This is a genomic window from Nocardia sp. NPDC051787 (assembly GCF_040681325.1).
Taxonomy (GTDB): Bacteria; Actinomycetota; Actinomycetes; order Mycobacteriales; family Mycobacteriaceae; genus Nocardia.
The window spans coordinates 206,718-229,357 of the sequence record NZ_JBFAYO010000006.1 but is presented as its reverse complement, the minus strand read 5'-3'; the positions used below and the strand labels follow the sequence as shown (position 1 = coordinate 229,357).

The 22,640-nt window shown below is 67.3% G+C and carries 30 protein-coding genes and 1 pseudogene; 12 read left to right on the top strand and 19 right to left on the bottom strand.

From position 1 onward, the window contains the following. Positions 1-62: 62 nt before the first annotated feature. The 6 genes from AB0M45_RS09110 to AB0M45_RS09085 all read right to left on the bottom strand — a co-directional run bounded on the left by AB0M45_RS09110 (position 63) and on the right by AB0M45_RS09085 (position 3,834). A complete protein-coding gene (locus AB0M45_RS09110) occupies positions 63-392 on the bottom strand; it encodes a ScnB (RefSeq protein WP_364324708.1) in 330 nt (109 codons plus the stop codon). Continuing rightward, complete coding sequence (gene scnC, locus AB0M45_RS09105; RefSeq protein WP_364324705.1) at positions 389-1,099, bottom strand: thiocyanate hydrolase subunit gamma; 711 nt, start codon at positions 1,097-1,099, stop codon at positions 389-391. Before scnC ends, AB0M45_RS09110 begins: the two co-directional genes overlap by 4 nt. Further along, a complete protein-coding gene (locus AB0M45_RS09100; RefSeq protein ID WP_364324702.1) occupies positions 1,096-1,395 on the bottom strand; it encodes an SH3-like domain-containing protein in 300 nt (99 codons plus the stop codon). Before AB0M45_RS09100 ends, scnC begins: the two co-directional genes overlap by 4 nt. Next, complete coding sequence (locus tag AB0M45_RS09095) at positions 1,392-1,820, bottom strand: hypothetical protein (RefSeq protein WP_364324699.1); 429 nt, start codon at positions 1,818-1,820, stop codon at positions 1,392-1,394. Before AB0M45_RS09095 ends, AB0M45_RS09100 begins: the two co-directional genes overlap by 4 nt. Positions 1,821-2,064: 244 nt before the next feature. After that, positions 2,065-2,895 carry an SAM-dependent methyltransferase gene (locus tag AB0M45_RS09090; RefSeq protein ID WP_364324696.1) on the bottom strand — a complete coding sequence of 277 codons (831 nt, stop codon included), beginning with the start codon at positions 2,893-2,895 and terminating at the stop codon, positions 2,065-2,067. A gap of 30 nt (positions 2,896-2,925) precedes the next feature. Further along, positions 2,926-3,834, bottom strand: coding sequence for a helix-turn-helix transcriptional regulator (locus AB0M45_RS09085; protein ID WP_364324693.1), 909 nt, complete (start codon positions 3,832-3,834; stop codon positions 2,926-2,928). Positions 3,835-4,481: 647 nt separating this feature from the next. Between AB0M45_RS09085 and AB0M45_RS09080 the strand changes: the two genes are divergently transcribed. Continuing rightward, on the top strand, positions 4,482-5,288 hold the full coding sequence (locus tag AB0M45_RS09080; protein ID WP_364324690.1) for a VOC family protein: 807 nt from the start codon (positions 4,482-4,484) through the stop codon (positions 5,286-5,288). Positions 5,289-5,327: 39 nt separating this feature from the next. Here AB0M45_RS09080 and AB0M45_RS09075 read toward each other — a convergent pair whose 3' ends face one another. Next, positions 5,328-6,032 (bottom strand): response regulator transcription factor, encoded by a 705-nt coding sequence (locus tag AB0M45_RS09075; RefSeq protein WP_364324687.1) that lies wholly within the window; start codon positions 6,030-6,032, stop codon positions 5,328-5,330. After that, a complete protein-coding gene (locus AB0M45_RS09070) occupies positions 6,029-7,186 on the bottom strand; it encodes a histidine kinase (RefSeq protein WP_364324684.1) in 1,158 nt (385 codons plus the stop codon). The genes AB0M45_RS09075 and AB0M45_RS09070 overlap by 4 nt, the downstream gene beginning before the upstream one ends. 222 nt (positions 7,187-7,408) lie before the next feature. Here AB0M45_RS09070 and AB0M45_RS09065 point away from each other — a divergent pair, with 222 nt between their 5' ends. Continuing rightward, on the top strand, positions 7,409-8,335 hold the full coding sequence (locus AB0M45_RS09065) for a sterol desaturase family protein (protein ID WP_364324681.1): 927 nt from the start codon (positions 7,409-7,411) through the stop codon (positions 8,333-8,335). 132 nt (positions 8,336-8,467) lie between these two features. Here the strand turns inward: AB0M45_RS09065 and AB0M45_RS09060 are convergent, their stop codons facing one another. Then, positions 8,468-9,274, bottom strand: coding sequence for a nuclear transport factor 2 family protein (locus AB0M45_RS09060; RefSeq protein ID WP_364324678.1), 807 nt, complete (start codon positions 9,272-9,274; stop codon positions 8,468-8,470). A 196-nt stretch (positions 9,275-9,470) separates the two neighbouring features. Between AB0M45_RS09060 and AB0M45_RS09055 the strand changes: the two genes are divergently transcribed. The 5 genes from AB0M45_RS09055 (at position 9,471) to AB0M45_RS09035 (ending at position 14,549) form a co-directional block, all read left to right on the top strand. Then, positions 9,471-10,826, top strand: coding sequence for a TIGR01777 family oxidoreductase (locus tag AB0M45_RS09055; protein WP_364324676.1), 1,356 nt, complete (start codon positions 9,471-9,473; stop codon positions 10,824-10,826). 64 nt (positions 10,827-10,890) lie between these two features. Continuing rightward, the gene (locus tag AB0M45_RS09050; RefSeq protein WP_364324895.1) at positions 10,891-11,445 is read left to right on the top strand and encodes a lipocalin family protein; all 555 of its coding nucleotides are present in this window, start codon (positions 10,891-10,893) and stop codon (positions 11,443-11,445) included. A gap of 147 nt (positions 11,446-11,592) precedes the next feature. Continuing rightward, complete coding sequence (locus tag AB0M45_RS09045; protein ID WP_364324673.1) at positions 11,593-12,918, top strand: deoxyribodipyrimidine photo-lyase; 1,326 nt, start codon at positions 11,593-11,595, stop codon at positions 12,916-12,918. A gap of 413 nt (positions 12,919-13,331) precedes the next feature. Beyond that, the gene (locus AB0M45_RS09040) at positions 13,332-13,727 is read left to right on the top strand and encodes a hypothetical protein (RefSeq protein ID WP_364324670.1); all 396 of its coding nucleotides are present in this window, start codon (positions 13,332-13,334) and stop codon (positions 13,725-13,727) included. Positions 13,728-13,748: 21 nt separating this feature from the next. Next, positions 13,749-14,549, top strand: a complete 801-nt coding sequence (locus AB0M45_RS09035) for a PIG-L family deacetylase (RefSeq protein WP_364324667.1) — start codon at positions 13,749-13,751, stop codon at positions 14,547-14,549. A gap of 130 nt (positions 14,550-14,679) precedes the next feature. On the opposite strand, the gene AB0M45_RS09030 is transcribed toward AB0M45_RS09035, so the two are convergent. Further along, positions 14,680-15,279, bottom strand: a complete 600-nt coding sequence (locus tag AB0M45_RS09030) for a TetR/AcrR family transcriptional regulator (RefSeq protein WP_364324664.1) — start codon at positions 15,277-15,279, stop codon at positions 14,680-14,682. Positions 15,280-15,348: 69 nt separating this feature from the next. Here AB0M45_RS09030 and AB0M45_RS09025 point away from each other — a divergent pair, with 69 nt between their 5' ends. Further along, positions 15,349-15,756, top strand: a complete 408-nt coding sequence (locus AB0M45_RS09025) for a DUF6463 family protein (RefSeq protein ID WP_364324661.1) — start codon at positions 15,349-15,351, stop codon at positions 15,754-15,756. Between the two features lie 4 nt (positions 15,757-15,760). Here the strand turns inward: AB0M45_RS09025 and AB0M45_RS09020 are convergent, their stop codons facing one another. Then, positions 15,761-16,039, bottom strand: a complete 279-nt coding sequence (locus AB0M45_RS09020; protein WP_364324658.1) for a hypothetical protein — start codon at positions 16,037-16,039, stop codon at positions 15,761-15,763. A 31-nt stretch (positions 16,040-16,070) separates the two neighbouring features. Next, positions 16,071-16,490 (bottom strand): nuclear transport factor 2 family protein, encoded by a 420-nt coding sequence (locus AB0M45_RS09015; RefSeq protein ID WP_364324655.1) that lies wholly within the window; start codon positions 16,488-16,490, stop codon positions 16,071-16,073. 126 nt (positions 16,491-16,616) lie between these two features. On the opposite strand from AB0M45_RS09015, the pseudogene AB0M45_RS09010 reads away from it, so the two are divergent. From AB0M45_RS09010 to AB0M45_RS09000, 3 genes and pseudogenes are all read left to right on the top strand, one after another. Further along, positions 16,617-17,105 (top strand): annotated as a pseudogene (locus AB0M45_RS09010) (SDR family NAD(P)-dependent oxidoreductase); the annotation flags it as partial. A gap of 94 nt (positions 17,106-17,199) precedes the next feature. Continuing rightward, on the top strand, positions 17,200-17,349 hold the full coding sequence (locus tag AB0M45_RS09005) for a hypothetical protein (protein WP_364324652.1): 150 nt from the start codon (positions 17,200-17,202) through the stop codon (positions 17,347-17,349). A 189-nt stretch (positions 17,350-17,538) separates the two neighbouring features. Next, positions 17,539-17,691, top strand: a complete 153-nt coding sequence (locus tag AB0M45_RS09000; protein ID WP_364324649.1) for an acetyl-CoA carboxylase biotin carboxyl carrier protein subunit — start codon at positions 17,539-17,541, stop codon at positions 17,689-17,691. A 9-nt stretch (positions 17,692-17,700) separates the two neighbouring features. Here AB0M45_RS09000 and AB0M45_RS08995 read toward each other — a convergent pair whose 3' ends face one another. Together AB0M45_RS08995 and AB0M45_RS08990 are read right to left on the bottom strand one after the other, a co-directional pair. Continuing rightward, positions 17,701-18,090 (bottom strand): lipocalin-like domain-containing protein, encoded by a 390-nt coding sequence (locus tag AB0M45_RS08995; protein WP_364324646.1) that lies wholly within the window; start codon positions 18,088-18,090, stop codon positions 17,701-17,703. A 29-nt stretch (positions 18,091-18,119) separates the two neighbouring features. Further along, positions 18,120-18,614 (bottom strand): luciferase family protein, encoded by a 495-nt coding sequence (locus AB0M45_RS08990; RefSeq protein WP_364324644.1) that lies wholly within the window; start codon positions 18,612-18,614, stop codon positions 18,120-18,122. Between AB0M45_RS08990 and AB0M45_RS08985 the strand changes: the two genes are divergently transcribed. Further along, on the top strand, positions 18,531-18,836 hold the full coding sequence (locus AB0M45_RS08985) for a helix-turn-helix domain-containing protein (RefSeq protein ID WP_364324641.1): 306 nt from the start codon (positions 18,531-18,533) through the stop codon (positions 18,834-18,836). The two genes, AB0M45_RS08990 and AB0M45_RS08985, sit on opposite strands and share 84 nt — an antisense overlap. A 107-nt stretch (positions 18,837-18,943) precedes the next feature. Here the strand turns inward: AB0M45_RS08985 and AB0M45_RS08980 are convergent, their stop codons facing one another. The 5 genes from AB0M45_RS08980 to AB0M45_RS08960 form a co-directional block, all read right to left on the bottom strand. Beyond that, the gene (locus tag AB0M45_RS08980; protein ID WP_364324638.1) at positions 18,944-19,384 is read right to left on the bottom strand and encodes a peptidoglycan-binding domain-containing protein; all 441 of its coding nucleotides are present in this window, start codon (positions 19,382-19,384) and stop codon (positions 18,944-18,946) included. Positions 19,385-19,564: 180 nt separating this feature from the next. Further along, complete coding sequence (locus AB0M45_RS08975) at positions 19,565-19,834, bottom strand: hypothetical protein (protein ID WP_364324635.1); 270 nt, start codon at positions 19,832-19,834, stop codon at positions 19,565-19,567. A gap of 271 nt (positions 19,835-20,105) precedes the next feature. Then, on the bottom strand, positions 20,106-20,864 hold the full coding sequence (locus AB0M45_RS08970; RefSeq protein ID WP_364324632.1) for a hypothetical protein: 759 nt from the start codon (positions 20,862-20,864) through the stop codon (positions 20,106-20,108). A gap of 454 nt (positions 20,865-21,318) precedes the next feature. Then, positions 21,319-21,975: a class I SAM-dependent methyltransferase gene (locus AB0M45_RS08965; protein WP_364324629.1), complete on the bottom strand. Its 657-nt coding sequence runs from the start codon at positions 21,973-21,975 to the stop codon at positions 21,319-21,321. A 110-nt stretch (positions 21,976-22,085) separates the two neighbouring features. Beyond that, on the bottom strand, positions 22,086-22,328 hold the full coding sequence (locus AB0M45_RS08960) for a hypothetical protein (protein WP_364324626.1): 243 nt from the start codon (positions 22,326-22,328) through the stop codon (positions 22,086-22,088). Positions 22,329-22,640 lie beyond the last annotated feature (312 nt).

Genomic DNA, 22,640 nt, shown 5'->3' with positions numbered 1-22,640 from the left:
GTTCCACCGGCTTTCCGGGCTAAACCAGGCGACAACGCAATGAAGGTCGATGCAGCGGGGATCTACCGCCGGTTGAACCGCTCCCGAACCGTATCCATGCGGGCGCGCAACTCTTCCGGGGTGATCACTCCACGGTCGATCAGGGCGTGGGCCGTGACGACGACCGAGCGGCTCCGGACCGGAAAGCCGTGGTAGATCGTCTCGCCGAGGGCGTCCTCGGCTTGGCGGCGTTCCAGGTTGTCCAGGGCGCCGCGCCAGGACAGGCATTCGCATGTCGCCTGCATGCTCGACTCCCAGGGGTCGGGTCGGCGGTCGAGTTCGGGGAGCGTGGTTTCCCGGCGCGACGCGGGATCCAGGGTGGCCAGGAGAACTTCGTACGGACGGCTTGTCACCGTTGCGCGTCCTTTCGCGTCGCGGCCTCGACTTGGTTCGGTGGTTGCCGCGCGGTCCAATCGACCTGGGGCAGTGCCACGCCGATCATCGTGTCGCGGGTGACGATCGCGGCCAGTTGTTCCTCGGTCCAGCCCTCGGTGCCCTCGGGGCGCATCGGCAGCACCATGAACCGGGATTTCTGGTTCGAGTCGTGTACCCGGATCTCGACGTCGGGCGGGAAGTGCAGGCCGAATTCGGCCAGCACTTCGCGAGGCCGGCGAACCATGCGCCGACGGTAATTGGGAGTGCGATACCAGTCGGGTGACATGCCGAGAACCGGCCGCGGATAGCACGAACACAGTGTGCACACGATGACGTTGTGCACCGCGGGCGTGTTCTCCAGAACGTAGAAGTAGGTGTAGTCGCTGGGCGTTCCGGATCCGGTCGGGTCGCGCCAGTCGATGCCGACCTCCTTGCACGTCTCGGTGCCGTCGGCGAGCAGACGTGCCTTGAACTCGGGATCCATCCACGCCTTCGCGACCAATTTCGATCCACCATGCGGGCCGACCGTCTGGGCCCACTCGGCGAACCGGCGGTGGTCTTCCCGCGAGAAAAGGCCCTTTTCGATGGCGAGTTCACGGATCGCGGTCTCCAGGACTTCGAACTCGCTGATCTCGTCGCTCGTCTGGATCGGCGTATGCGCCTCGTGATCGTGGGTCCGGCTCACCGGGCATCCTCCTCTGCGGGCTCGAGCCAGCGCTCGGAGACCTCTGTCTCCAAGGTGTCGGCGTCGAAGCCGGTGTAGCTGGGCCATAGGTCTTGCTGCCGGAAGCGCACCACGTAGAACGGCTCGACGCGACCGTCCTCGCGTCCCCATGCCTCGTCCTCCGGAATGATCCACTCCGGCCGGTATTCGACGATGACACCGGTGTGCCCGCGGGTGTATGCCTGGGTGCGGGTGTGGAACATCGAGGTAGCGTCCCGGATCCTGACCCGATCGCCGATCCGGTATTTCCGGCTCATCCTCGCGCCTCCAACCGTGCGCGTACTTCGTCCACCTTCGCCGACAGTTCGTCGGGGGTGATCAGTCCCTTCTGAACCAGGGTCTTCGCGGCGACGATCACCCAGCGCGCGTAGTAGGGCAGACCGAAGTACAGCGTGGTGCCGAGGTCGTTCTCGGCTCGGCGGCGCTCCTCGGAGTTCCACACGCCACGCCAGCCGAGGCATTCACACGTGACGTAGGTGTCCATCTCCCAGGGTTCTTCGTCCTTCTCCCGGTATTCGATCGGCACATCCGGTTGTCCGCCGACGTCGTGCAGGACGTGTCGAAGCGCGGCGAACAATTCGTTCGAGATCTCGTACGGCGAGTCCAGTGGCCGCCGGAACACCGGGCGTGCGATATCCGCGACGCGCTGCTGCAATTCGTCGAATCGGTTCGGTCCACCCATGATGTCTCCGTAGTGACGGATTCGATGTTCCTGGCTGCGCGCACCGGAAGTGGCCGACCGCGGGGCCGCTCCCGGCTCGAGCTGTTGGCAAGGCGTCCCTGATCTGGTTGCCCAGGTTACACGCCAAGATCGATTTGCTGAAGGATCGCGGACGCGTTAGCGGTCTTCGTGCCGAAGCCCGTTCAGTCGGGTGAGCTGGTCGAGGCACCAGCAGCTCGAGCTCCGGTATGGCTGGACCGGATTGTCAAGGTTTGTGTCCGATGCCGGCCCAGTACCAGGCGCTGTCGGCGTTGATGACAGGGGTGGGCCGGTCGGTGAGTCCGGGTCGCCAAGTGGCGACGGGGACGAGTCCGGGGTCGACGAGGGTGGTACCGGCGAACAGGGTTGCGGTGTCGGCGTGGCTTCGGGGGTGGAATGCGATTCCGGAGGCTTCCGCGGCGGCGGTGACGGCGGCCATGGCATCGGCGTCGAAGTCGGCGGTGGGGTGGGTGATGACGAGGTGGCTGCCGGAAGGGACGGCGTCGAGGAGCGTGCCGATGATGTTCTGCGGATGGTCGCTGTCGCGGAAGTACATCATGATCGCGACGAGCATGATGGCGACGGGTTCGGTCAGGTCGAGGGTCTCTGCGAGCGCGGGGTGGTCGAGGATGGAGCGGGGATCGTGCACGTCGGCGTGGATGAAGCGGGTGCGGCCCTGTGGCGTGCTGGTCATGAGCGCGCGGGCGTGGGCGAGCACGATCGGGTCCTTGTCGACGTAGACGATGCGCGCGGCGGGGTCGAGGTGCTGGGCGACCTCATGGGTGTTGCCCGCGGTGGGAATGCCGGTGCCGATGTCGAGAAATTGCGTGATCCCGGCCTCGCCGACCAGGTAGCGCACCGCGCGAGTGAGGAACGCCCGGTTGGCCCTGGCCATGGTCTTGATGGTGGGGATGTGTTCGGCGATGGCGTCGCCGAGTGCCCGGTCGGCCGGATAGTTGTCCTTGCCGCCAAGCCAGTAATCGTAGACGCGGGCTTCGTGGGCGATGGTGATGTCGATCTCGGTCGGCGGCTGCGTGCTGATGTAATTGTCGGACATGCGTGGGGGTACTGCCTTTGGCCGTTGCTGTTATGTGGTGGGGAAGTGGGTGGTTCGGAGGGCGTCGATGAGCTCGGTGGTCTGTTCTGGAGGTGTGGCGCACACGCACAGCCGATCCCAGATCGCGTTGTGGTGGTCGAGGTCGCCGCGTTTGTCGAGGAACTGGGTGCCGGTGGCGTGCGGGAGGTGGACGAGGTCGCTGAGCTCGGACGCGGCGAAACGAAGCAGGGTGAACGGGGTTTCGCTGATGGCGGGACCACCGACGTGGTCGGGCAGCACCTGCACGGTGATGTTGGGGCGCGCCGCCAAGTCGGCGAGGTGGTCCAGTTGCGTATCCCATACCTCGTGCCCGCCGATCGGGCGGCGCAATGCCGCCGCCTCGATGACGAACCACACCCTGGGCGGGTCGGAGCGGGTGAGCAGGCGCTGGCGCCGCATCAGCAACTCGACGCGTCGCTGGATGTCGGCTGCTGGTTCGCGATGGGCGATGGCGAAGACCGTGTGTGCGTAGGACGGTGTGCGCACCAGGTCCGGCACCAAACCCGGCGCGTAGCAGCGGATCAAGGTGGCGGCGTCCTCGAGCGCGAGATAGGTGTCCAGCCGTAGCGGCGTCAGATTCGCGTCGGCCTCCCAGCGGCCCACGGCATTGGCTCGCTGCGCCAGTTGCCGGTACTCGGCCCGGGTGCCGGCATCGTGCACGCCGTAGAGGGTCAGCAGGTCATCGATATCCCTCCCGCGGAAGCCCACCCGGCCCGACTCCAGGCGGCTGATCTTGGAGTGTGAGGCTCGTAGTGCTCGCCCCGCGGCTTCGCCGCTGATCCCAGCCGCTTCGCGTAACCGCCGCAATCGCGCCCCGAGTACCCGGCGCAGCAGTGCCGGATCATCCTCCGGATCCTCTCCGGTAGCTGTCATTTCGGCGGCGACCCGGTCCCCGATCACTGCCCCTCCCCTCGGTCGGCATGTGTAGGCGATTGTGCCACAACCCATTACGGTGCTGCCCGCTGGAGCGAACTACGCGTATCGCGCTATTTCGCGCACGGAGTTCCGCGCGGATCGCCGCTCGCGGAGCCGCTGATGTGCCGGCTCAGGACGGCAGACCCGCGGTGGTTGTAGCCGAGGAATTCCTCGCCGGCTGCGGTCATCGATGACCGCGGCCGGCGCATCTCGTGGCCCCGGTGCGAGCTCGGGGAAGCGGGGTCGGATGCGGCCATAATTCGGGCGTACGGACCTATTGACTGGAGGAAAAATCGGGAGAAGAATAAGAAGTTACACCGGAGCACCGGACAGTGTCGCATTGTCGACGGAGACGTCTGTTGGCAATGAAAGATACTGATCCAGGATCCGGCTAGGCCCCCGGCAAGCCAGTCGAGATACCGGAGTTGTCAGCGACGACTGAGACTCATGGTTTCGACGAAGACTACCGGGGACTGTTCTGTTCGGGGGTGTTCACGTGGGGGATCGCGGCTCGGGAATCGAGCCGGAGTGGTCGGCCGATTCGGGCCACCTCGGCGGAGTACCGATGGTTGACTAGCCGTGTGCCGGCTGTCTCGGCCGCACCTCAGCAACCCATGTCAGGAGGCACCGCAATGCCCACTCATGATGGAAGCTGGCCGCAGGGAACGCCGTGCTGGGTCGACTGTCAGGTCGACGACCCCGCCCGCGCCCGCGATTTCTACGGCGAACTCTTCGGCTGGGATGTCCAAGACAGTCCGCCCGAGGCGGGCGGATATCTCATGGCGATGCGCAACGGCCGCGCGGCCGCTGGTATCGGACCCAAGCCGGAGGGCATGCCGATGCCCTCCGTGTGGACCACGTACCTCGCCGCCGACAACGCCGACACCGTCGCCGAAAAGGTCTCCGCGGCGGGCGGTGCGCTGATGATGGCGCCGTTCGACGTGCTCGACGTGGGCAGGATGTTCGTCGCCGCAGATCCCACCGGCGCGGTATTCGGGGTGTGGGAGTCCAAGGCCCACAGCGGCGCGGGCATCTACAACGAGCACGGCGCCTATTGCTGGAACGAGCTGCACACCAGCGACTACAAGAAGGCCCAGGAGTTCTACGCCAACGTCTTCGGCTGGCACTACACCGAGATCGGCGACGGCCAGAACTTCGTCTACTCCACCTTCAGCCGGACCCAGGACGGCGACGCCATCGGCGGGATCAACGACTCGACCAAGATGCCGGGCGACAATCCGTCCTACTGGCTGGCCTGGTTCCAGGTGGACAACGCCGACACCGCGCTGGACAAGGCCCGCGATCTCGGCTCGACGATCTTGTCCGGGCCCGACGACAGCCCCTTCGGCCGCATGGGCATCGTGCAGGGCGCGCAGGGCGAGGTTTTCGGCATCATCGACCCCAGCACCACCGTCGGCGAACCACCCACCGGCGCCTGATGCATGACGGCGGGGTGGTGGCGCCACCCCGCCGTTCGGTTACCCGAGACCGATCCGGCGGGATCGGTCCGCTCGATCCCCGTGCGGCGATCCCAGGGAGACCAGACCGTGCTGGTGGGCGTAGACGACCGCGTGGATGCGATCGCGGACGCCGAGTTTCGCCAGGACGCGCGAGACGTGCGTCTTCACCGTTTCTTCGCCGACACCGAGCACCGCGGCGATCTCGGCGTTGCTGCGCGCGTCGGCGAGCAGCAGCAGCACCTCCAGCTCGCGGGCCGTGAGCTGCTGCACCTCCGGAGGTGTGCGCGGCGGCGCGAGACTGCTCGCGAAGCGGGATACCAGGCGGCGGGTCATCGAGGGGTCGATCAGCGCGTCGCCGCGCGCCGCGATGCGGATCGCGGCGACCAGTTCTTCCGGCGGCAGGCTCTTGAGCAGGAATCCGCTGGCGCCGGCTTGCAACGCGCGATACAGATTGGCGTCGCTGTCGTAGGTGGTGAGTACCAGGACGTGGGTGCCGCCCGCGGCGACGATCGCGGCGGTGGCGGCCAGCCCGTCCAGCTTCGGCATCCGGACGTCGAGGATCGCGACATCCGGGCGCAGGCGGGCGGTCTCGGCGATCGCGGCGCGCCTGTCGCTCACCTCGGCTACGCAGTCCAGATCGTCCTGACTGTCGACGACGGCGCGTAGTCCGGAGCGGAACATGCTGTGGTCGTCGGCGATCAGGACGCGGATGGGCGTGTTCATGCTCCTCCGATCGGCATGGCGACCGTGGTGTGCCAGTGGTCGGCAGCACGGCCGTAGTCCAGTTCGCCGTCGAACAACTCCGCGCGGCGGCGGATGCCGTTGAGACCGCGCGGGACCGAGGTGTCGGCGGCGGCCGGTCCCGGCGGAAGGGGGTTGGTCGCCCGCAGCACCACCCGCTTCGGGAGGTACTCCACCTCCATCCGCGCCCGCGTTCCTTCGCCGTGCCGGAGCGAGTTGGTCAGCATCTCCTGCACGATGCGATACAACGTGAGATTCAGCGACTCGGGTAGGTCGACGGGGGTGCCACGCACGGTCACCTCGACCTCCAGCCCGGCTTCGCGCACGTGCTCGATCAGCCCGTCGATATCCGCGAGTCCCGGCTGGCGCTGCCCCTCGTCCTCGCGTCCGTGCAAGAGATCGAGCTGGCGGCGAAGGTCGGTCATCGCGGCTCTGCTGCTGGACTCCACGGCCGCCAGCGATCGCGCGGCCGCCGGGCTCGCCGCGCCGCCCAGCGCCAGCCGCGCCGCGCCCGCGTGGATGCCGATGGCGCTGACGTGATGGGAGATCACGTCGTGCAGGTCCCGCGCGATCGCGGCCCGCTCCTCTGTCACGGCGCGCTCCAGCGCGGCCCGGTGCTCCTGGTGGCGCAGCCGGGCGCGCTGCTCGAGGTCGGCGATGTAGGCGCCGCGCGCGGCCGTGTAGCGGCCGACGAGCCACGGTACGCATCCGGCGGCCACGGTGGACGCGAGCAGCAGCCGCCAGTCGTGCGCCGCGGCGCTGTCGGTGAGCAGATGGGCCGAGGCGACACCGCCGCACAGCACGAGCATGGTCAGCGCGGACTTCGGACCGCTGAGCCAGGCACCCGCGCGATATCCGGCCACCAGGAATCCCACGTCGGCGAACCGGACCGGGAATCCGTACCGGTACAGCAGCAGTACGGCGAGCAATCGCACCAGCACCTGTGCCACGGCCACCACACCCGCCGTCCGAGGCGGCGCCGCCAAGGCCAGGTCGGCGGCGACGACCACGGCGATGGCGGCGGCTGTCTGCCACGAGGCCACGGCGAACACTCCGGACAGCCCGAGCACCACCGCGTCGATGGCCGCGGCGACTACGGCGACCACCAGCGACTGGCGGGCCAGTGATCTGCTCACATCCAACAGTTCGCCACCGCTTCCGTCTCTGGTCCCGTCGAGTTCGCGGGCGATCCTAGCGAGCGAGCCCGGCAGTTCCGCGTTGCCGAGTGTTCAGGGTGCCCGCGATCCGGGCTGTCCGCGTCCCCCGCGCGGGGGACGCGCAATCCCTCGTCGGCGCGATGTTCGTGCAGGCGGGCGCCCGTAGCGTCGAGACCGACAGCAGACGGTGAAGGAGAACTCATGGGCCGCGTGGAGTTGTTCATCTGGGCCATACCGGCGTTCGCGGTGCTGATGTTCGTGGAGTGGATCGCCTACCGCCGCGACCCCGACCGACCGGACAGCAGCGGCTCCGCCCGCGACACCGCGTCCAACGTGGTGACGTTCACCCTGAGCAGGCTGGCGAAACCGCTGCTACAGCATCTGCTGCCGTTCTCGGCCGTGGTCGCCGCCGCGGCGATCACGCCGCTGCACCTCTCGCCGCGATCATGGTGGGTCTGGGTACTCGGCCTGGTCGTGACGGACTTCTGCTACTACTGGGCGCATCGCGCCGACCATCGGGTCCGCCTGCTGTGGACCGCGCACAGCGTGCATCACTCCAGCGAGTACTTCAATCTCTCCACCGCGATCCGGCTGCCCTGGCTGCATCCGGTGGTCAGCACTGTGCGCGGGGTGGCGTGGGTGCCGGCGGCTCTGCTCGGGTTCCCGGCCTGGATGATCTTCCTATTGCAGAGCATCGGCCTGCTCTACCAGTTCCCGATCCACACACAGCGCATCAAGGCGCTGCCGCGCCCGATCGAGTTCCTGTTCAATACACCGGCACATCACCGCATCCACCACGGCTCGAATCAGCCCTACATCGACAAGAACTACGGCGGTGTCTTCATCATCTGGGACCGCGTGTTCGGCAGCTTCGCCGCCGAATCCGAGCCCATCCGCTACGGCCTCACCAAGAACATCGGCACCGACAATCCGCTGAAAGTCAACTATCACGAGCTCGCCGGACTGGTCCGTGACGTGCGCGGCGCCACTACTTGGCGTGGACGCCTCGGGTACATCTTCGGTCCGCCCGGTTGGACCGAGCACCCGGCTCCGGAGCCCGATCGGGTCCAGGAGCCGATGTCTGATCGAGCCGATAACCGCGCTGGAGCCGCGCAGCTGACCTCGTGATCTCCGCAGCCGGGCTGGGTGCGGCGGTACGTCCGGCTGTCCTCCGCCGGAACACAGGCGCGTGACGTGGCTCCGGCGGCTGCGCTGCGATCGCGCACGGGCTGAGCACGGCGACGTCCTGGACAGCTGAGATCAGACCGTGGCGAGATGGAACCGGATGGTTGCTATGCGATTGCTATTGGTCGCGAACTCCACCACGGCGACCCCGGATGCGTCGCCGAGCCGGACGCTCGCCGTGACCGTGCGGCCTGCCGCGATCACCTTGCTCCAGCGCATATTTCGCGCCCGATTGGTGAACTCTTCCGCCGAGACCGGTGTGCCCACGGGCAACTCGATGTCCGCCTGATTGCCGAGCAGCGCGCGGACCCGGTGCAGGTCGGTACTCGCCACCGCGGCGAAAACTTGTGTCGTGGCATGCTTTCCGCCGCGGCCAACGCCGCCGAGCGCCCGCATGAGCCCGAGCATTCCGCCGAAGCCCTGGTTGGCGATCAACTGTGGACCGAGCTTCAGTGCGGCGGCGATCCCGGGCAATCCGGTGCGCAGCAGCTGCCAGATCATGCCCGCCAGTTCCCAGTGCGCGGCCAAGTGGGCGATCTTCCAGGCGCCATCCCGCTCGACGAGTCGATAGCGCAGGTGCATCGGGACGAAGACGGTGGCGCCGGTCGACATCGTGGTCGCGATGGTCAGGTCGCGCAGCACCGTCGGCGGGTGCGCCAGGTCGCGGTCGACGTGGAAGGCGATGGTGTTCGGCCCGATGAAGGTGTCGTAGAAGCGTTCGATGGCGGCGTGGCCGATATGGGGGCGCGAGCCGACCGGGTCGTTGATCTCGGCGTTCTCGGTGAACAGCTCGACCCAGGCGGACTTGTCGTGCGCGGCGACCGCACGCGGTGATGCCTCGACGGTCGTCAGCAGCGCCGCGACCGAGGGATCCAGCGGCATGGCGGTACCTCCATTAGCGTGGTCCGGGACTCGACCCATGGTAGAACGGGTTCCAATTCGACCACACCGAGCTCGGGGTCGATGCCCCATATCGGGCGAATCGGATATAGACCGTCTATTACGGTTTGGAGAGTTTTCGACACAGCAAACGCTTAGCAAACACTGCGTACGGTTGGTTTCGAACTACAGTCGCGGTATGGGCATCGAGTATGCGAGCGTCATCGATCTCCCTCGGTCCGAGGTGTTCGCCTGGCACGCTCGCCCCGGCGCGCTCACCCGGCTGGCCCCGCCCTGGCAGCCGGTGTCGCCGCGCGCCGAATCCGGTTCGCTGTCCGACGGACAGGCAGTACTCGGCCTGCCCGGTGGATTGCGCTGGGTGGCCCGGCACGACCCTGAGGAATACGACCCTCCGCACCGGTTCGTCGACGCGGTAACGGTCGACGGAATCGGCTCGCTGCCCGCGGGGCTGTTGCCCTGGCGGCACACCCACGATTTCGAGGTGGTCGACGAGCGGCACACCCGCGTGGTGGATCAGGTGGACGCGCCGGTGCCCGCCACGGTGCTGCGCCCCATGTTCGCCTACCGGCACCGTCAGCTCGCCGACGATCTGGCGGCGCATGCGCGGGCGACGCGGGCGGGCTTCGTGTCCAAGACCATCGCGGTGACCGGGTCGTCGGGCCTGGTCGGTTCGGCGCTGACCGCGTTCCTGACCACCGGAGGGCATCGCGTGGTGCGGCTGGTTCGCCACCCGCCGCGCGCTGCCGACGAAAGGCACTGGGACCCGGCCGATCCCGCGCCGGGTCTGCTCGATGGCGTGGACGCGCTGGTGCACCTGGCCGGAGCATCGATCGCGGGGCGGTTCACCGAACGGCACAAGCGTGCCGTCGCGGACAGCCGGATCGGCCCGACTCGCAAACTGGCCGAGGTCGCGGCGCGGGCGGCGGTGCCGGTCTTCGCCAGCGCCTCCGCGATCGGCTACTACGGCTCCGATCGGGGCGACGAGACGCTGAGCGAGCGCGCGTCGCGCGGTGACGGCTTCCTCGCCGACCTGGTCGACAGCTGGGAGGCGGCCTCGGCTCCGGCGGCGGAATCGGGTGTCCGGGTGGTGCGGGTGCGCACCGGGATCGTGCAGTCCCCGCGGGGTGGCACGCTGCGGTTGCTGCGCCCGCTGTTCACGGCCGGGCTGGGCGGACGCATCGGCGACGGCCGGCAGTGGCTCTCGTGGATCGGGATCGACGACCTGATCGACGTGTATTACCGCGCACTATGGGATACCACACTGTCGGGTCCGGTCAATGCCGTTGCGCCGCAACCCGTTCGAAACGCCGAATACACCAAGGTGCTGGCCGCGGTGCTGCATCGTCCCGCGCTGCTCCCGGTACCCCGGCTCGGACCCGCACTGCTGCTCGGCCGCGAGGGCAACCGGGAGCTGGCGTCCGCGAGCCAGCGCGTCGTTCCCACGCGGCTGACCCAGGCTGGTCACCAGTTCCGCGCCCCCACAGTGGAACCGGCGCTGCGTCATCTGCTGGGGAGGTCCACGAGTGACCAGTAATCGGATGCTCGGCTCATGCACTCGCTTGCTCGCGGGAATGGTGTCGGCGCTGGCTGCGGTGGTCATGGCGGCGGGCGAGGTCGCCGCGGCGCCGGTGCCGGTCCCGGTCACCGGACCCGCGCCGGTTCCGCGTCTCGACCTGGAGCGCTACCTGGGTACGTGGCGTCAGCTTGCCGCCATACCGCAGTACTTCAACCTGATCTGTGCGCGCGACACGCAAGCGAACTACTCGCTTGACCCGCAGGGCAATATCGCGGTGCGCAACTCTTGCATCACGTGGGTGAACACAGTCAACGAAATCGAGGGCACGGCAGTGGTCAACGACCGGGAGACCGGGGCCCAGCTGCACGTCAGCTTCCCCGGCGTGCCGACCCAGGACAGTCTGGAAGGCCCGACGAACTACATCGTCACCGCGCTCGGCCCGGATTATTCGTGGGCTCTGGTCACCGATCCGAGCCGTTTATCCGGGTTCGTACTGGCCCGTGCGGCCGCGCTGGACGAGGGAGCCTGGCAGGAGGTGCTCGCGGCGATCACGGCGGCGGGCCAGAATCCGTGCATGTACTTGACCTCCCCGACGACCGGCGGAGAATCGCGCATCGTCCCGTTGTGTGTGCGGTGATCCTCGATGCTCGGCGCTCGCCAGGGCCGCGCCGTCGGCGGTATGGCTGAGCCGCCCGGTGCCGCGTCGGTGCGACCCGCACGGGCGCCGGGCGCGGTCGTTCCGCCACCGGTCACCGTATGAGTGCCGCGGATCAGGATGGGCCCGATGAGCATCACAATCGCGTTGTTCACTCGCGATCTACGGGTCCATGACAATCCGGTCCTGACGGCCGCGCATCGAGAGGGTGTTGCGGTCGTGCCGCTGTTCGTTCTCGACGATGCGATCCTCTCCGGCCGTTTCGCCGCGCCGAACCGGGCCAGGTTCCTGACCGCCGCGCTCGCCGAGTTGGATGCCGAACTTCGGGCCATCGGCGGCAGGCTGGTCTTGCACCGCGGCGACGTGGTCACGGAGGTCGATCGGGTGGTCGCGCAGGTGCACGCGCAGAGCGTGCACATCGCCGCGGATGTCAGCGGTTACAGCCGGTGGAGGGAACACGCGCTGCGCGAGCGTCTTTCGCAACGGAACTGTCTGCTGCGCACCCACACCGCGAGCATCACCAGCACCGATCCGGAAGCGCTCACGCCCGCCACCGGTCGAGACCATTTCGCCGTCTTCACTCCGTACTTCCGGCGCTGGTGCGTAGCGCACCGGCGGAAGCCGCTCGCCAAGCCACGTGAGCTCAGGCTCCCGCAGGTGGAAACCATGCCGCTGCCGGACGCGGGTGAGCTGTGCGCGGGCCCTGCCTCGCCACGGCTGACGGTCGGCGGCGAAACCACGGGACGAAAGATGATGCGCGACTGGTTGGCCGGGCCGATCGAGGACTACGCGCGCCTGAGCGACGACCTCGGCGCCGACGCCACCTCGCGGCTGTCGCCGTATCTGCACTTCGGTTGCGTGTCCCCGGTGGAGCTCCTGCACCGGGTGAACATGTCCACCGAGGGTGGGCTCGCCTTCGCCCGGCAGCTGGCCTGGCGCGACTTCCACCACCAGTTGCTGGCTGCCCGCCCGGCCGCGGCTTGGTCGGACTACCGCGACCGCTCGATCCGCTGGCGCGACGACCCCCAGGCCGTGGACGCCTGGCGGGACGGGCGCACCGGGTACCCGATCGTGGACGCGGGGATGCGTCAGCTGCGTGCGGAGGGTTGGCTGCCCGGCCGGGCCCGGCTGATCGCCGCGAGCTTCCTGACCAAGTCGCTGCGCGTGGACTGGCGCGTCGGCGCGCAGCACTTCCTGCGCTGGCTTGTCGATGCCGACCTGGCCAACAACCAGCTCAACTGGCAGTGGGTCGCGGGCACCGGAACCGATACCAGGCCGAACCGGGTGCTCAACCCGCTGCGCCAGGCCGAGCGCTACGACCCGGACGGCGCGTACGCGCGGCGCTGGATTCCTGAGCTGGCTCACCTGCCCGGCGCACGCGTGCACCGGCCGTGGCGCGAAGCGGTCGATCCGGCGGACTATCCGGCGCCGATCCTCGATGTCGTCGGAATGTGATGTCGCCGAACTGGATTCACCGGAGGGGGTCGACGCGCAAGGCGTCGACGGCAGCCGCCGTCCGCACCACACAGGGTGCCCCGCGTCGAATTACGTTTCGAATCCGGACACGGCGTGTGCTTCCGAATCCTGTTCGGCCGAGCTTGAATTGATGTGTCGAGGATTTTGCCATCCCGAGGAAAGGGGCTCGTCATGGGCACCGTCGAAATCGCGATCACTATCGGACGCATTCTGGACACCCTGCAGAAAGCGCTGATTCTGCTGATTTGGTGATCGCACCACGGCGCTCGGGCGAACGGACGAGGGGCGCCCGAGCGTCACGTTGTGTCCCCTGGCCTGATTCGGTCAGTGCCGTCGGGTCGATTACCTCGCGGGTAATCGACCCGATCGGCGTTTTCGGCCAGGCTCTGGTTATGGCGACGAACAGCATGCGGCAGTCCCGCTCCCCACTGGCCGGTGCGCTGCGCGGCCTCGCGTTCGGCCGTGTCGCACTCGGCGCGGCCGCCCTCGCGGCGCCGCGGATGCTGACCAGGGCGCTGGGTGTGCGTCCAACGCCCGAACTCGATTACATGACACGAATATTCGGCGCCAGGGCGGTCGCGCTCGGGCTCGGCTATCTGACCGCGCCGCGGGAGGAATTGCCGCGCTGGCAGCGCCTCGCTCTGATGGTGGACATCCTCGACACCACCCATGGAGGCGTGCGTGTGGCCCGCGGTGACGTCCCACGCCCGGCCGCGATCGCCATGGTCGCGTTGACCGGCGGTTACATGCTCGTCGGCGCCACCAGGTTGGCCAGAGACCTGTGGTGACGCCCCTGGCACACTGGGGCGATGGCGACCGTTGTGGCATTCCACGCGCATCCGGACGACGAGACGCTGCTGACCGGAGGGACGCTGGCCAAGCTGGCCGCCGCCGGGCACCGGACGGTGATCGTGGTCGCCACCGACGGCCACATGGCCGATCTGGATGGCCGGAAAGCCGTGCGGCTCGGCGAGTTGGATGCCAGTGCCGCCGCACTCGGCGTGGCCAGGGTGGCGCACCTCGGGTATGCCGACAGCGGCCACGGCGCGGTGCTGTACGCGGACCCGCCGGATCGGATGCGGTTCGTGCGCGCCGATCCCGAGGAGGCGGCCGAGCGGTTGGCGGCGATTCTGCGCGAGGAGAATCCCGACGTCCTGCTCAGCTATGACCGCAACGGCGGCTACGGCCACCGCGACCATGTCCGCGTGCACGAGGTCGGCAAGCGCGCGGCCGAACTGGCTGGGGTGTCGCGCGTCCTGGACGCCACGATGCCACGCGAAAACTACACGCGCATCCTGCGTGTACTCGAGCGATTGCGGATTCCGCTGCGCTACGACCCGGCCACTCTCGCCACCTTGTACAGCCCACGCTCGGAAATCACCCACCGCATCGACGTCAGTCCTTTTGCCGCGCAACGCAAAACCGCGCTGTCCGTCCACCGCTCGATCATCGAGAGCTCCAGCCGCTTCGCCACCATCGCAAACGCGCTACTGCACCTCCCCACCCCGATCCTCGCTCGCGTCATCCACTGGGAATGGTTCGCCGAGGAAGGCGCCGCCCCAACTCCCGGCACCCCACTGGACGACATCCTCCAACCCGCACATCGCTGAACTGGGCCGCTGCCGAGAGGGCGCGCCCGGGTGGCTCACCTTTCTCGCGATAGGACGGAATGGTTTCGTCACCGACTCAACTGCGGCCGATGGGCCGGCGAAATACTCTGCGCGCTTCGGCGGCGTTGAGCTAGCCGGAGTTCTCGGACAGCAGGACGCCGGCTGTTGCTTCGGCGACCGTGTGGGTGAGGGCGGGTAGTTTGTCGCGGTTGCCGTCGAGGATCAGTAGCCAGGCGAAGATCGGGCCGAGGAGCAGTGCCTGCACGGTGGCCGGGTCGGGGAGGGTGGTCAGTTCGCCGCGGCTGACCGCGCGGTGGAGCACCTCGGTCAGTACGAGTCGCTCGCGTTCGAGGAAGGTCTCGGCGAAGCGGGTTGCCAGCGCGTCGTCGGCGTAGATGTCGGCTAGGAGACCGGCGAGGACGTCGGTGGGGGCGCGGCCGAGTTGTGCGGCGATGGTGCGTGTGACGGCGGCCAGGTCGGCGCGCAGGGAGCCCGCGTCGGGCGGCGGTTGCTCCCGCATGTCGTGCACCACGACGGAGAAGATCATCTCTTGCTTGGTCGCGTACCGGCGGTAGATCGCGGCCTTGCCGATACCGGCTCGCGCCGCCACCGCGTCGACGGTGAGTCCGGCGTAGCCGCGCTCGGCCAGCAGCTCTCGCGTGGCATCGACGATCGCGAGATCAACCTCACTGTTGCGAGGACGGCCCACGCCTTGTTTCGGTTTCGGCACGCTCCTACTATACGGAACTATCAGTATCGGAACTCTCGGTTCCGTAATAGATGGATGGGTGGACTTCACATGATCAAGTGGGCAGGTGGCCTTCTCGTTTTGCTCGGATTCGGGCACACGCTGGGTAGTTACGTATTGACCGCTGCGGACCATGGGGACTCGTGGTTCAGCGCGGAGCTGTGGCAACCGGACGAGGGAATCACCGAGATGAGTTCGGCGATGGGTTCGTTCTGGCTGACCACCGGTAGCTTCGGCGTGCCGCTGATGGTCCTCGGCATGGTCGTGCTGTGGCTGGATCGCCGGGGCATCGTGCCGCCGTCGTTCATCGCCTGGACGCTGGGCATCTGGTCGGTGCTCGCTGCCGTGATCCTGGAGCCCGCCCCCTGGGTGCTTGCCTGGATCGCGGTCGGGCTGCTGGCGGTCGCCGCCCGGCGAGCGCGCTTCGTCGAATCCACGCCCCAGCTCAGTGGCGTGTGAGCGGTCATCGATGGTCTGCGCCGGGTAGTGCGGGGACGGCGATGCCCGTGAATTGTTCTCGCGGGCATCGACGACTCGGACCGGGCGCGCTGTCCTCCCGACCGGCTCGAATCGTGCTGACCACCTCGTCGTAGTCCAATCGTGGCGAGCGCGGGAACCAGGCGTTCGTGTCCGGCTTGCCGACCGGCCCGTCGGTGCAGGTATTCGCCGTGCGGGCCTCCCGGAAGAGCAGATCCTGCGCCTCTGCGGCGAGCGTGAGCAAGGCTGGCTGAACGGAGTTCACATATTTCTCCTCGAAAAGTGTCCGGGGACGATCAGTCGTGGGCGACGCGCCGCGATCGGGTCAGCAGCGCTCCGTCGACGCGGACGAGCACGTCGTGCACGACGCAGCTCGGCGCGATCTCGGGCTTGCTGTTCGGGCGGATCTTCACCACCAGGCAGTAGGCGGTGGACACGATGGTCCCGTCGTCCTGGGGTTGCAGGTTGATCATGTTGAACCAGTGCCTGCGCTGCATCGGGTCGGTCTCGAAGCGCTTGTGGAACTCGACCAGGTCCGCGATGATGCCCGCTCTGGTCCGGGCGGGTGGAATGCCCGGCGAGTGCTCGAATTCCGCGTCCTCGGTGAAGGTCTCGGCGTAGCCGGGGATGTCGCGGTTGTCCAGTCGCTGCATCTGCTCGGCGTAGAACTGCTGGACCTCGGCGTACAACTCGGTGCGGCTTGCGACGGTGGTCATGGTTGCTCCCTAAGGTTGCGGCGGGGCGCGGCTGCACGCCACGGTGGCCGACGCCGCTAGAGCTTCGGTCGAGCCGCCGCGTGTGACCGTCGATTGACCGGATCTATAGGACGCGCGACGACGCTGATGGTCGAAAAGCCCGGCGAGTTCGGAAGATCGACCGATGGAGGAGTCATGGCGGAAAATCGGCGCGTCGCGCTGGTCACCGGAGCGACCAGCGGAATGGGTCTCGAGATCACCAAAAGCATGGTGGCCCAGGGCATTGCGGTGTTCCTCTGCGCTCGCGACCAGCAGCGGGTGACCGACACGGTGAAGAGCCTGCAGGACGAGGGCTACGAGGTGGACGGCACCGTCTGCGACGTGGCCGACGCCGCGCAGGTCCGCGAGTACGTCGACGCGGGCGTGCGGCGCTACGGCTCGATCGACATCCTGATCAACAACGCCGGCCGCAGCGGCGGCGGCGTCACCGCGCAGGTGACCGACGAACTGTGGTTCGACGTGATAAACACCAATCTCAACAGCGTGTTCCTGATGACGAAGGCGGTGCTGAACGCGGGCGGCATGCTGGAGCGCGGCAGCGGCCGCATCATCAATATCGCCTCCACCGGCGGCAAGCAGGGTGTGGTGCACGGCGCCCCGTACTCCGCGTCCAAGCACGGCGTGGTCGGTTTCACTGTATTCCGACCTGTGGGGTGTCGACACCGACGAGGTGCACGCCAGGGTCAGCGTGCGGGTGCCCATCGGTCGTTACGTGCAGCCGTTCGAGGTGGCGGCGATGGTCGACTACCTGATCGGCCCGGGGGCAGGTGCGGTGACCGCTCAGGCGCTGAATGTCTGTGGCGGACTGGGCAATTACTGAGCGCAAGGAGTCACGGCAATGACCACAGTCGACGAGAACGCCGCGGACGCCCGTGTCACCGGGCACGACGATTATTTCCGTTGCCGCGCCCGAGAGTCCGGCGATCGGTGCGGTGGTGCGCGCACCTAGTGTGGGCGTGTTCTATGTCCCGAACCGGGCGCGGACCCCTTCGTCGAGGTCGGCGACCGGGTGCGGGCCGGACAGCAGATCGCCATCGTGGAGGCGATGAAACTGATGATCCCGGTCACCGCCCAGACCGGCGGCGTGATCACCGGGATACTCGAGGAAGACAACGAACCGGTGCAATTCGACGAGCCGTTGTTCTCGTATTCGCCGGAATGACAGTGCATTTCAGGCAGGCGAGCGGCTGCGTCGCCAGGTGAGCACCCGGCGCTGGGTCCGCCCGCCGACCTGTGCGGAGCCGATCAGGGTGAGCACGTCTCCGGTCAGCGACATCTGGCGCACCTGCTCGGTGTCCGCCCACGCCGGGTTGGAACACACGCTGATCGCGTGCACCATCTCCGTGCCGGATCGCCGCCAGGTGCCCGCGTAGCCCATGAACGGGGTCGCGCCCGCGGCGCCGTCGGTGCGCATCATGCTCACCGACATGTAGCCGTGCGCGCCGTAGATCAGCAGGCCGCGCGGCGCGTCGCCCAGCGGTCCTTGGCTGGTCGCATCGTTTTCGTCGATGTCGAAATAGGACATGAGTTCCCATGTCCCGACGAGGTCGGTCGCGTTCATGGGCCCAACGATGACGGCCGCCGCTCTAATCACGCTGTAGCCGAACCGCGGGCGAAATGGTGACTGATCCGCACCAGCCGCCAGATGATGTCCAGCTCCTCGTGATCGCGCGGCCCGTAGACCATCACCAGCGTCCCGGGCAGGAACCCCTGCCTGGCCATCGGATGCAGCTCCGCCCAGCCCTGCTGGACAGTCTGCGTCACCACGTCGTTCGGCAGGCACATGTGCAAGCTGCCATCGTCGTGTCCGTGCAAGTGGGCGAATTCGGTGCCCGCGAGATAGGCCTGGCCGGGACCCGTGGCAAGGGTCGGCCGCAGGTGCAGGGCACGGGTGTCGGGCAGTGAAACGCCGGTGCGGCCGAGCAGGACGCCGTCCAGCGTGGTCATCCGGGACCACAGCTCCTCTTGCAGATCGGGCGGTGCGATCTGGCTGAGCTGCTGATGCGGGTTGTGCTCGCGGGTCCGCGGCCGGTCGCCGGAGCGGCGCGGCAGGTCGAGCCGCCCGTCCACTGTTGTCGTCGTCATGACTGTGCTCCCTTCGCCCAGCGCCTACGCCAACTCGAACGCGACGGATTGGTATCGCGGACCTACCACGCCGAGGTCCCACCGCGGGTGGAATACGAGGCGACGCCGCTGGCCAAGACCCTGACCCCGGTGTTCAGCAGCATCGTGCAATGGTCCAGCGAGCACCTCGGCGAGGTGCTGGTCGCCCGTGCCGCCTATGACGCGGGCAAGAGTGCGAACTGAATCGAGAAGTGTCGATAAGGACCTGATCGCAGCGCAAGGTCTGCGGAACATCATGGCGGTGCAGAGTGGTGAACCGACCCCGCGGCCCGGTTCACCACCCTCCGCGATCACGTGAGCCTGTTGCATCCCTTGTCGGTGTCATGCATTCGCGAGTGCCACCTGAGCTTGTCCCGGGTCTCGGGGCCGTACACTCCATCGACGCCGGCTCCAGCTGTGCCCTGTGCCCTCTGGAGCGCGGACTTGGTCCTGGGTCCGAATTTTCCGTCGACTTGGAGTCCGGCGTTGTAGCACCTGTTCAACGTGGCCTGCAACGTCGTAACAGCTTCGCCCGAGTCCCCTTCCGAAAGCCGGCAAGTCGTGCCCACGCCTTTCCTGCCCGGAATGGTGGCAACCGATTCATTGCCGGCAGCTGCAATCCCGGTGCCGTTACACACCTCGAGGGCTGCGGCGGCGGGGGCGGCGGTTATCACGCCCAGGCCGGTCCCCATGCAGATGAGCGCGCTCACAATTGCGGTTGCGTGCAGCACACTCGACGATCTCAGTTTCATGAATGGTCCTCATCCAGTAGCGGAATACGGGGCGATCCGATCGCTCCGCCGACGACTTCGGCGTCGTTGTTTGTATCGCCCCAACCGAATCGGTTCAAACGCAAAAGCTGAGTCATATAGAAGTTCCGGGCTCGAATTTACATTCGCTTTGCATAGGGGCAGGTGCGCTGCCGGGGATTCTCAATTCGATGTAAAAGAAGCGGTCGGCCACTTCCGCAACGACAACGGTGACGGTAGGTTCCGCGCTGACCGACCGCGCCGCGAGTGCCGCAGGAGGAATGGCAACCATGGGGCGGCGGCCGCGGCGGTGAAGGCCTCGACCATGCCGGGCATGATGTCGGCGACCGCTTCGCCGTCGCGGGGGACGAAGGTGTCGATGTAGACGAGTTCGGCGATGCGGTCCGGTACGGCGTCGGCCAGTGTGGCTGTAAGGGTGAAATCTGACACCACTTATCGGCGAATCCTGACGTCAGTGGGGGCCCAGTTCGGGCGACTCGTATCGGTGAAATTTGACGTCACTGCCCGTCGGGTGAGGCGGCGGAAACTGACGTCATACGATTGGCGAGTCGCCCTGTGGATGCGAGGTCGGTCCCGAGGCCAGCGACTAGACAGGCGAACGGGTCCAGCAGATCGCTATCCGGTGCGGGATGGAAAGCGCATGCGGAGACCGTGGTGTCAGGGTCGAACGGGTTTCGAGAACCGCTATGAACTCGATTGGGCCCTACCGGTTCGCGTCAGGAAGGCGCCGCCTGTGGGTGGGGCGGATCAGTATCCTCATGCCGATACCGATCACCGCCAGTGTCAAGCTTGCCAACAACCACAGCCACGGGTCGGCGCCGATGTTCTGAGTCCGGGCTGCGAGCAGACCCCGCGGGTCGTACTCGACGTGGACGCTCTTTTTCAGCTCGGGCTCGAGTCGGAAGGCCCCCGGGCCGTATTCAATTCGCGGGGACTGCGGGGCGTACGAATCGGCCTTCTCTTTCAGCGATACCACGCGCTCGCCGCAGTCCAGGGAATAAGCGGTCTCCCAGCTGTCGCCGGACTCGGATTTGACCTTGTAGGTTTCGCTGGAACGCACCCCACAGTCGGCGACCACGCCGCGATACTCCATGGCGAGGTGGTGAATGCCGAACCCGAGGCAGACCCAGGAGAAGACAAGCGGCACAATCAGCAACGCCGCCGCGCGTTTCCGGAACCGGGCCCAGTCGGCAAACCCGAAGAGGCAGTACCAGAGGATCCCGATGGCGCCGGCGGCGAAGCCGAAGCCGTCGTCGTTTGTCCCGGGATCGGCCAGAAACGCGGCATACCATAGGGCGCAGAACACGGTGGCCAGCGCGACCAGCGGCAAAAAGAGCCCCAGTATCCAATCTTCCGCGGCAAATCTGGAATCGGCTGGTTGAGATTCGGCGCACTCAGGCCCTGCTGCTTCGGTTTCGGAGGGGTCGCGCTCTCGGGGCTCAGGTTCGCTCGGTGGTGTCATCACAGGTCTCCGTGGAGGAGGTTACCGTAGCCGGGCGCGGGCGGTGTGGTTGCAGATCGGCCGGTCGGCGGGGGCACGCGCGGGTAGATGGACGACAGGGCCCTCTCATCGACACGCTCGTGTACGTCGCCTGCTTCGCAACGGACTTGCCTTACACCCGCGGCGACAGCGACTCTCCTCCCACCTCGCGATCATCACGGGAAGCCCTGTACCGCAACCGAGATAGCGACGTCATAATTCGCCGTGAGCGCGGCCGGTGATGGGGCGAGACGGGCGACATTCCCCCCGGCCGACGTGAGATTCTCAATTCCCACCGCGCTGTAGGTAGCGTCAACGATATCGAGAAACCCGTATCGAATCGATGAAAACTGGGTAATATCGGAGTTAACTCGTCGCATTCATTCATTGAATTTCCCTCTGCCGCAAGGAGATTCGCACGCGATTTGCGGAACCGTCAGCGACGGTGAATTCGTAGGATGTTGTCTTTCCTGGTGCCCGGCTGTCCCTCCGGCCCGGCATGTTCGCGCTCGACGACTTCGTCGACCTCCACCCGCCATTCGGCGGGGTCCAACGCCAGTCCCGCACGCACGTCGGCGGTGGTCGGGAAGCGCACGTCGAAGGGCGGCTCCACCACCCAGCTCGGCCATTCCGCGTGCCCGACGATCAACAGCAGCCCGCCCGGCGCCACCGCCTCGGCCGCGCGGCGCAGAATCCTCGTCCGCTCACCATCCCGGGCGGCTGGTGAGTGCAGGTACTGCGCCGTGACGAGATCGAAACTCCCGGACGGGAAGCTCTCGGCGAGATCGTGCCGCTGCCATTCGATCCGATCCGACAATCCCTGCCGCCGCGCCTCGGCCCGCGCGCGGGCGAGCGCGGTCTCCGAGACGTCGGCGGCGGTGACCCGCCAGCCACGCTCGGCCAGCCAGATCGCGTCGGCGCCCTCGGCGCAACCCAGATCCAGTGCCGAACCCGGTGCGATCGCTGCGATCTCCCGCACGAGCAGGAGATTCGGCCGTCCCGACCAGACCTGCTCACGCTCGGAGTAGAAGGCCTCCCAGTACTCGACCGTCGTTGGCGTCGGCCCGTCCGCATGGTGGTGTGTGGGTTTCATGAACCCCACCATCCGCCGGACACGGAGAATCGGCAAATAGCGTTGCCGGTTCGGCAACGACCCCCAGTGGTCGGCGCGATACGGGCGCTCCGGTCCGGCCGCGTCGTTCCTCAGTCGTCGAGCGGATCGCGCGGGAGCATGCCCTCGGCGGCGCGGAGGCGGCCGGTCATGGCGGTCAGCAAGTCGATGGAGTCGTCGGAAAGGCCGACGGCCGTATGGATCAGCCTGCGTAGCCGCTGGCTGGCGAACCGGTCGGCCACCGCGCAATCGTGCTCGGTCGGGAAGTCGTGCTCGGGCGGTGTGGCGCCGAGCTGTAGGTCGAGATTCACGCCAAGGTACTCACAATCGGTCATCGAGCTCCAGGAAACATGGTGGATGCGCTGGACCGCGCTCCGGAACGACGTGGAGGCACGGTCGTTCCGGGGCGCAGCGTACCTCGCACCCTCTTCGTCACTGGGCCGGGGCGGAAGGGTTGCACGTGCTGTCCCTGCCGTAGTCGGGTCGGCTCACCCGTGCCGTAGCCGTGCCCGCTCCGGAGCGGGGACATTACGCATTGTTCCACTGGCCCTGTGGATTTCGACGCACCGCCCCCCTGCCAACGCCCATGCCTTCCGCTGATCGGGCCCTGAGCGATGGCGGACCGTGCACCCGGTGTCCAGGTACCC

Excerpts from the sequence above, each read along its gene's own strand:
- AB0M45_RS08980 (WP_364324638.1), bottom strand. The coding sequence starts at position 19,384 with ATGAAACTGAGATCGTCGAGTGTGCTGCACGCAACCGCAATTGTGAGC.
- AB0M45_RS08970 (WP_364324632.1), bottom strand. The coding sequence starts at position 20,864 with ATGACACCACCGAGCGAACCTGAGCCCCGAGAGCGCGACCCCTCCGAA.
- AB0M45_RS08965 (WP_364324629.1), bottom strand. The coding sequence starts at position 21,975 with ATGAAACCCACACACCACCATGCGGACGGGCCGACGCCAACGACGGTC.
- AB0M45_RS09045 (WP_364324673.1), top strand. The coding sequence starts at position 11,593 with ATGAGCATCACAATCGCGTTGTTCACTCGCGATCTACGGGTCCATGAC.
- AB0M45_RS09040 (WP_364324670.1), top strand. The coding sequence starts at position 13,332 with ATGGCGACGAACAGCATGCGGCAGTCCCGCTCCCCACTGGCCGGTGCG.
- AB0M45_RS09080 (WP_364324690.1), top strand. The coding sequence starts at position 4,482 with ATGCCCACTCATGATGGAAGCTGGCCGCAGGGAACGCCGTGCTGGGTC.
- AB0M45_RS09025 (WP_364324661.1), top strand. The coding sequence starts at position 15,349 with ATGATCAAGTGGGCAGGTGGCCTTCTCGTTTTGCTCGGATTCGGGCAC.
- AB0M45_RS09065 (WP_364324681.1), top strand. The coding sequence starts at position 7,409 with ATGGGCCGCGTGGAGTTGTTCATCTGGGCCATACCGGCGTTCGCGGTG.
- AB0M45_RS08985 (WP_364324641.1), top strand. The coding sequence starts at position 18,531 with ATGCGGGTTGTGCTCGCGGGTCCGCGGCCGGTCGCCGGAGCGGCGCGG.
- AB0M45_RS09055 (WP_364324676.1), top strand. The coding sequence starts at position 9,471 with ATGGGCATCGAGTATGCGAGCGTCATCGATCTCCCTCGGTCCGAGGTG.
- AB0M45_RS09095 (WP_364324699.1), bottom strand. The coding sequence starts at position 1,820 with ATGGGTGGACCGAACCGATTCGACGAATTGCAGCAGCGCGTCGCGGAT.
- AB0M45_RS09090 (WP_364324696.1), bottom strand. The coding sequence starts at position 2,895 with ATGTCCGACAATTACATCAGCACGCAGCCGCCGACCGAGATCGACATC.
- AB0M45_RS09050 (WP_364324895.1), top strand. The coding sequence starts at position 10,891 with ATGGCGGCGGGCGAGGTCGCCGCGGCGCCGGTGCCGGTCCCGGTCACC.
- AB0M45_RS09100 (WP_364324702.1), bottom strand. The coding sequence starts at position 1,395 with ATGAGCCGGAAATACCGGATCGGCGATCGGGTCAGGATCCGGGACGCT.
- AB0M45_RS08995 (WP_364324646.1), bottom strand. The coding sequence starts at position 18,090 with ATGAACGCGACCGACCTCGTCGGGACATGGGAACTCATGTCCTATTTC.
- AB0M45_RS09075 (WP_364324687.1), bottom strand. The coding sequence starts at position 6,032 with ATGAACACGCCCATCCGCGTCCTGATCGCCGACGACCACAGCATGTTC.
- AB0M45_RS08960 (WP_364324626.1), bottom strand. The coding sequence starts at position 22,328 with ATGACCGATTGTGAGTACCTTGGCGTGAATCTCGACCTACAGCTCGGC.
- AB0M45_RS08990 (WP_364324644.1), bottom strand. The coding sequence starts at position 18,614 with ATGACGACGACAACAGTGGACGGGCGGCTCGACCTGCCGCGCCGCTCC.
- AB0M45_RS09015 (WP_364324655.1), bottom strand. The coding sequence starts at position 16,490 with ATGACCACCGTCGCAAGCCGCACCGAGTTGTACGCCGAGGTCCAGCAG.
- AB0M45_RS09035 (WP_364324667.1), top strand. The coding sequence starts at position 13,749 with ATGGCGACCGTTGTGGCATTCCACGCGCATCCGGACGACGAGACGCTG.
- AB0M45_RS09060 (WP_364324678.1), bottom strand. The coding sequence starts at position 9,274 with ATGCCGCTGGATCCCTCGGTCGCGGCGCTGCTGACGACCGTCGAGGCA.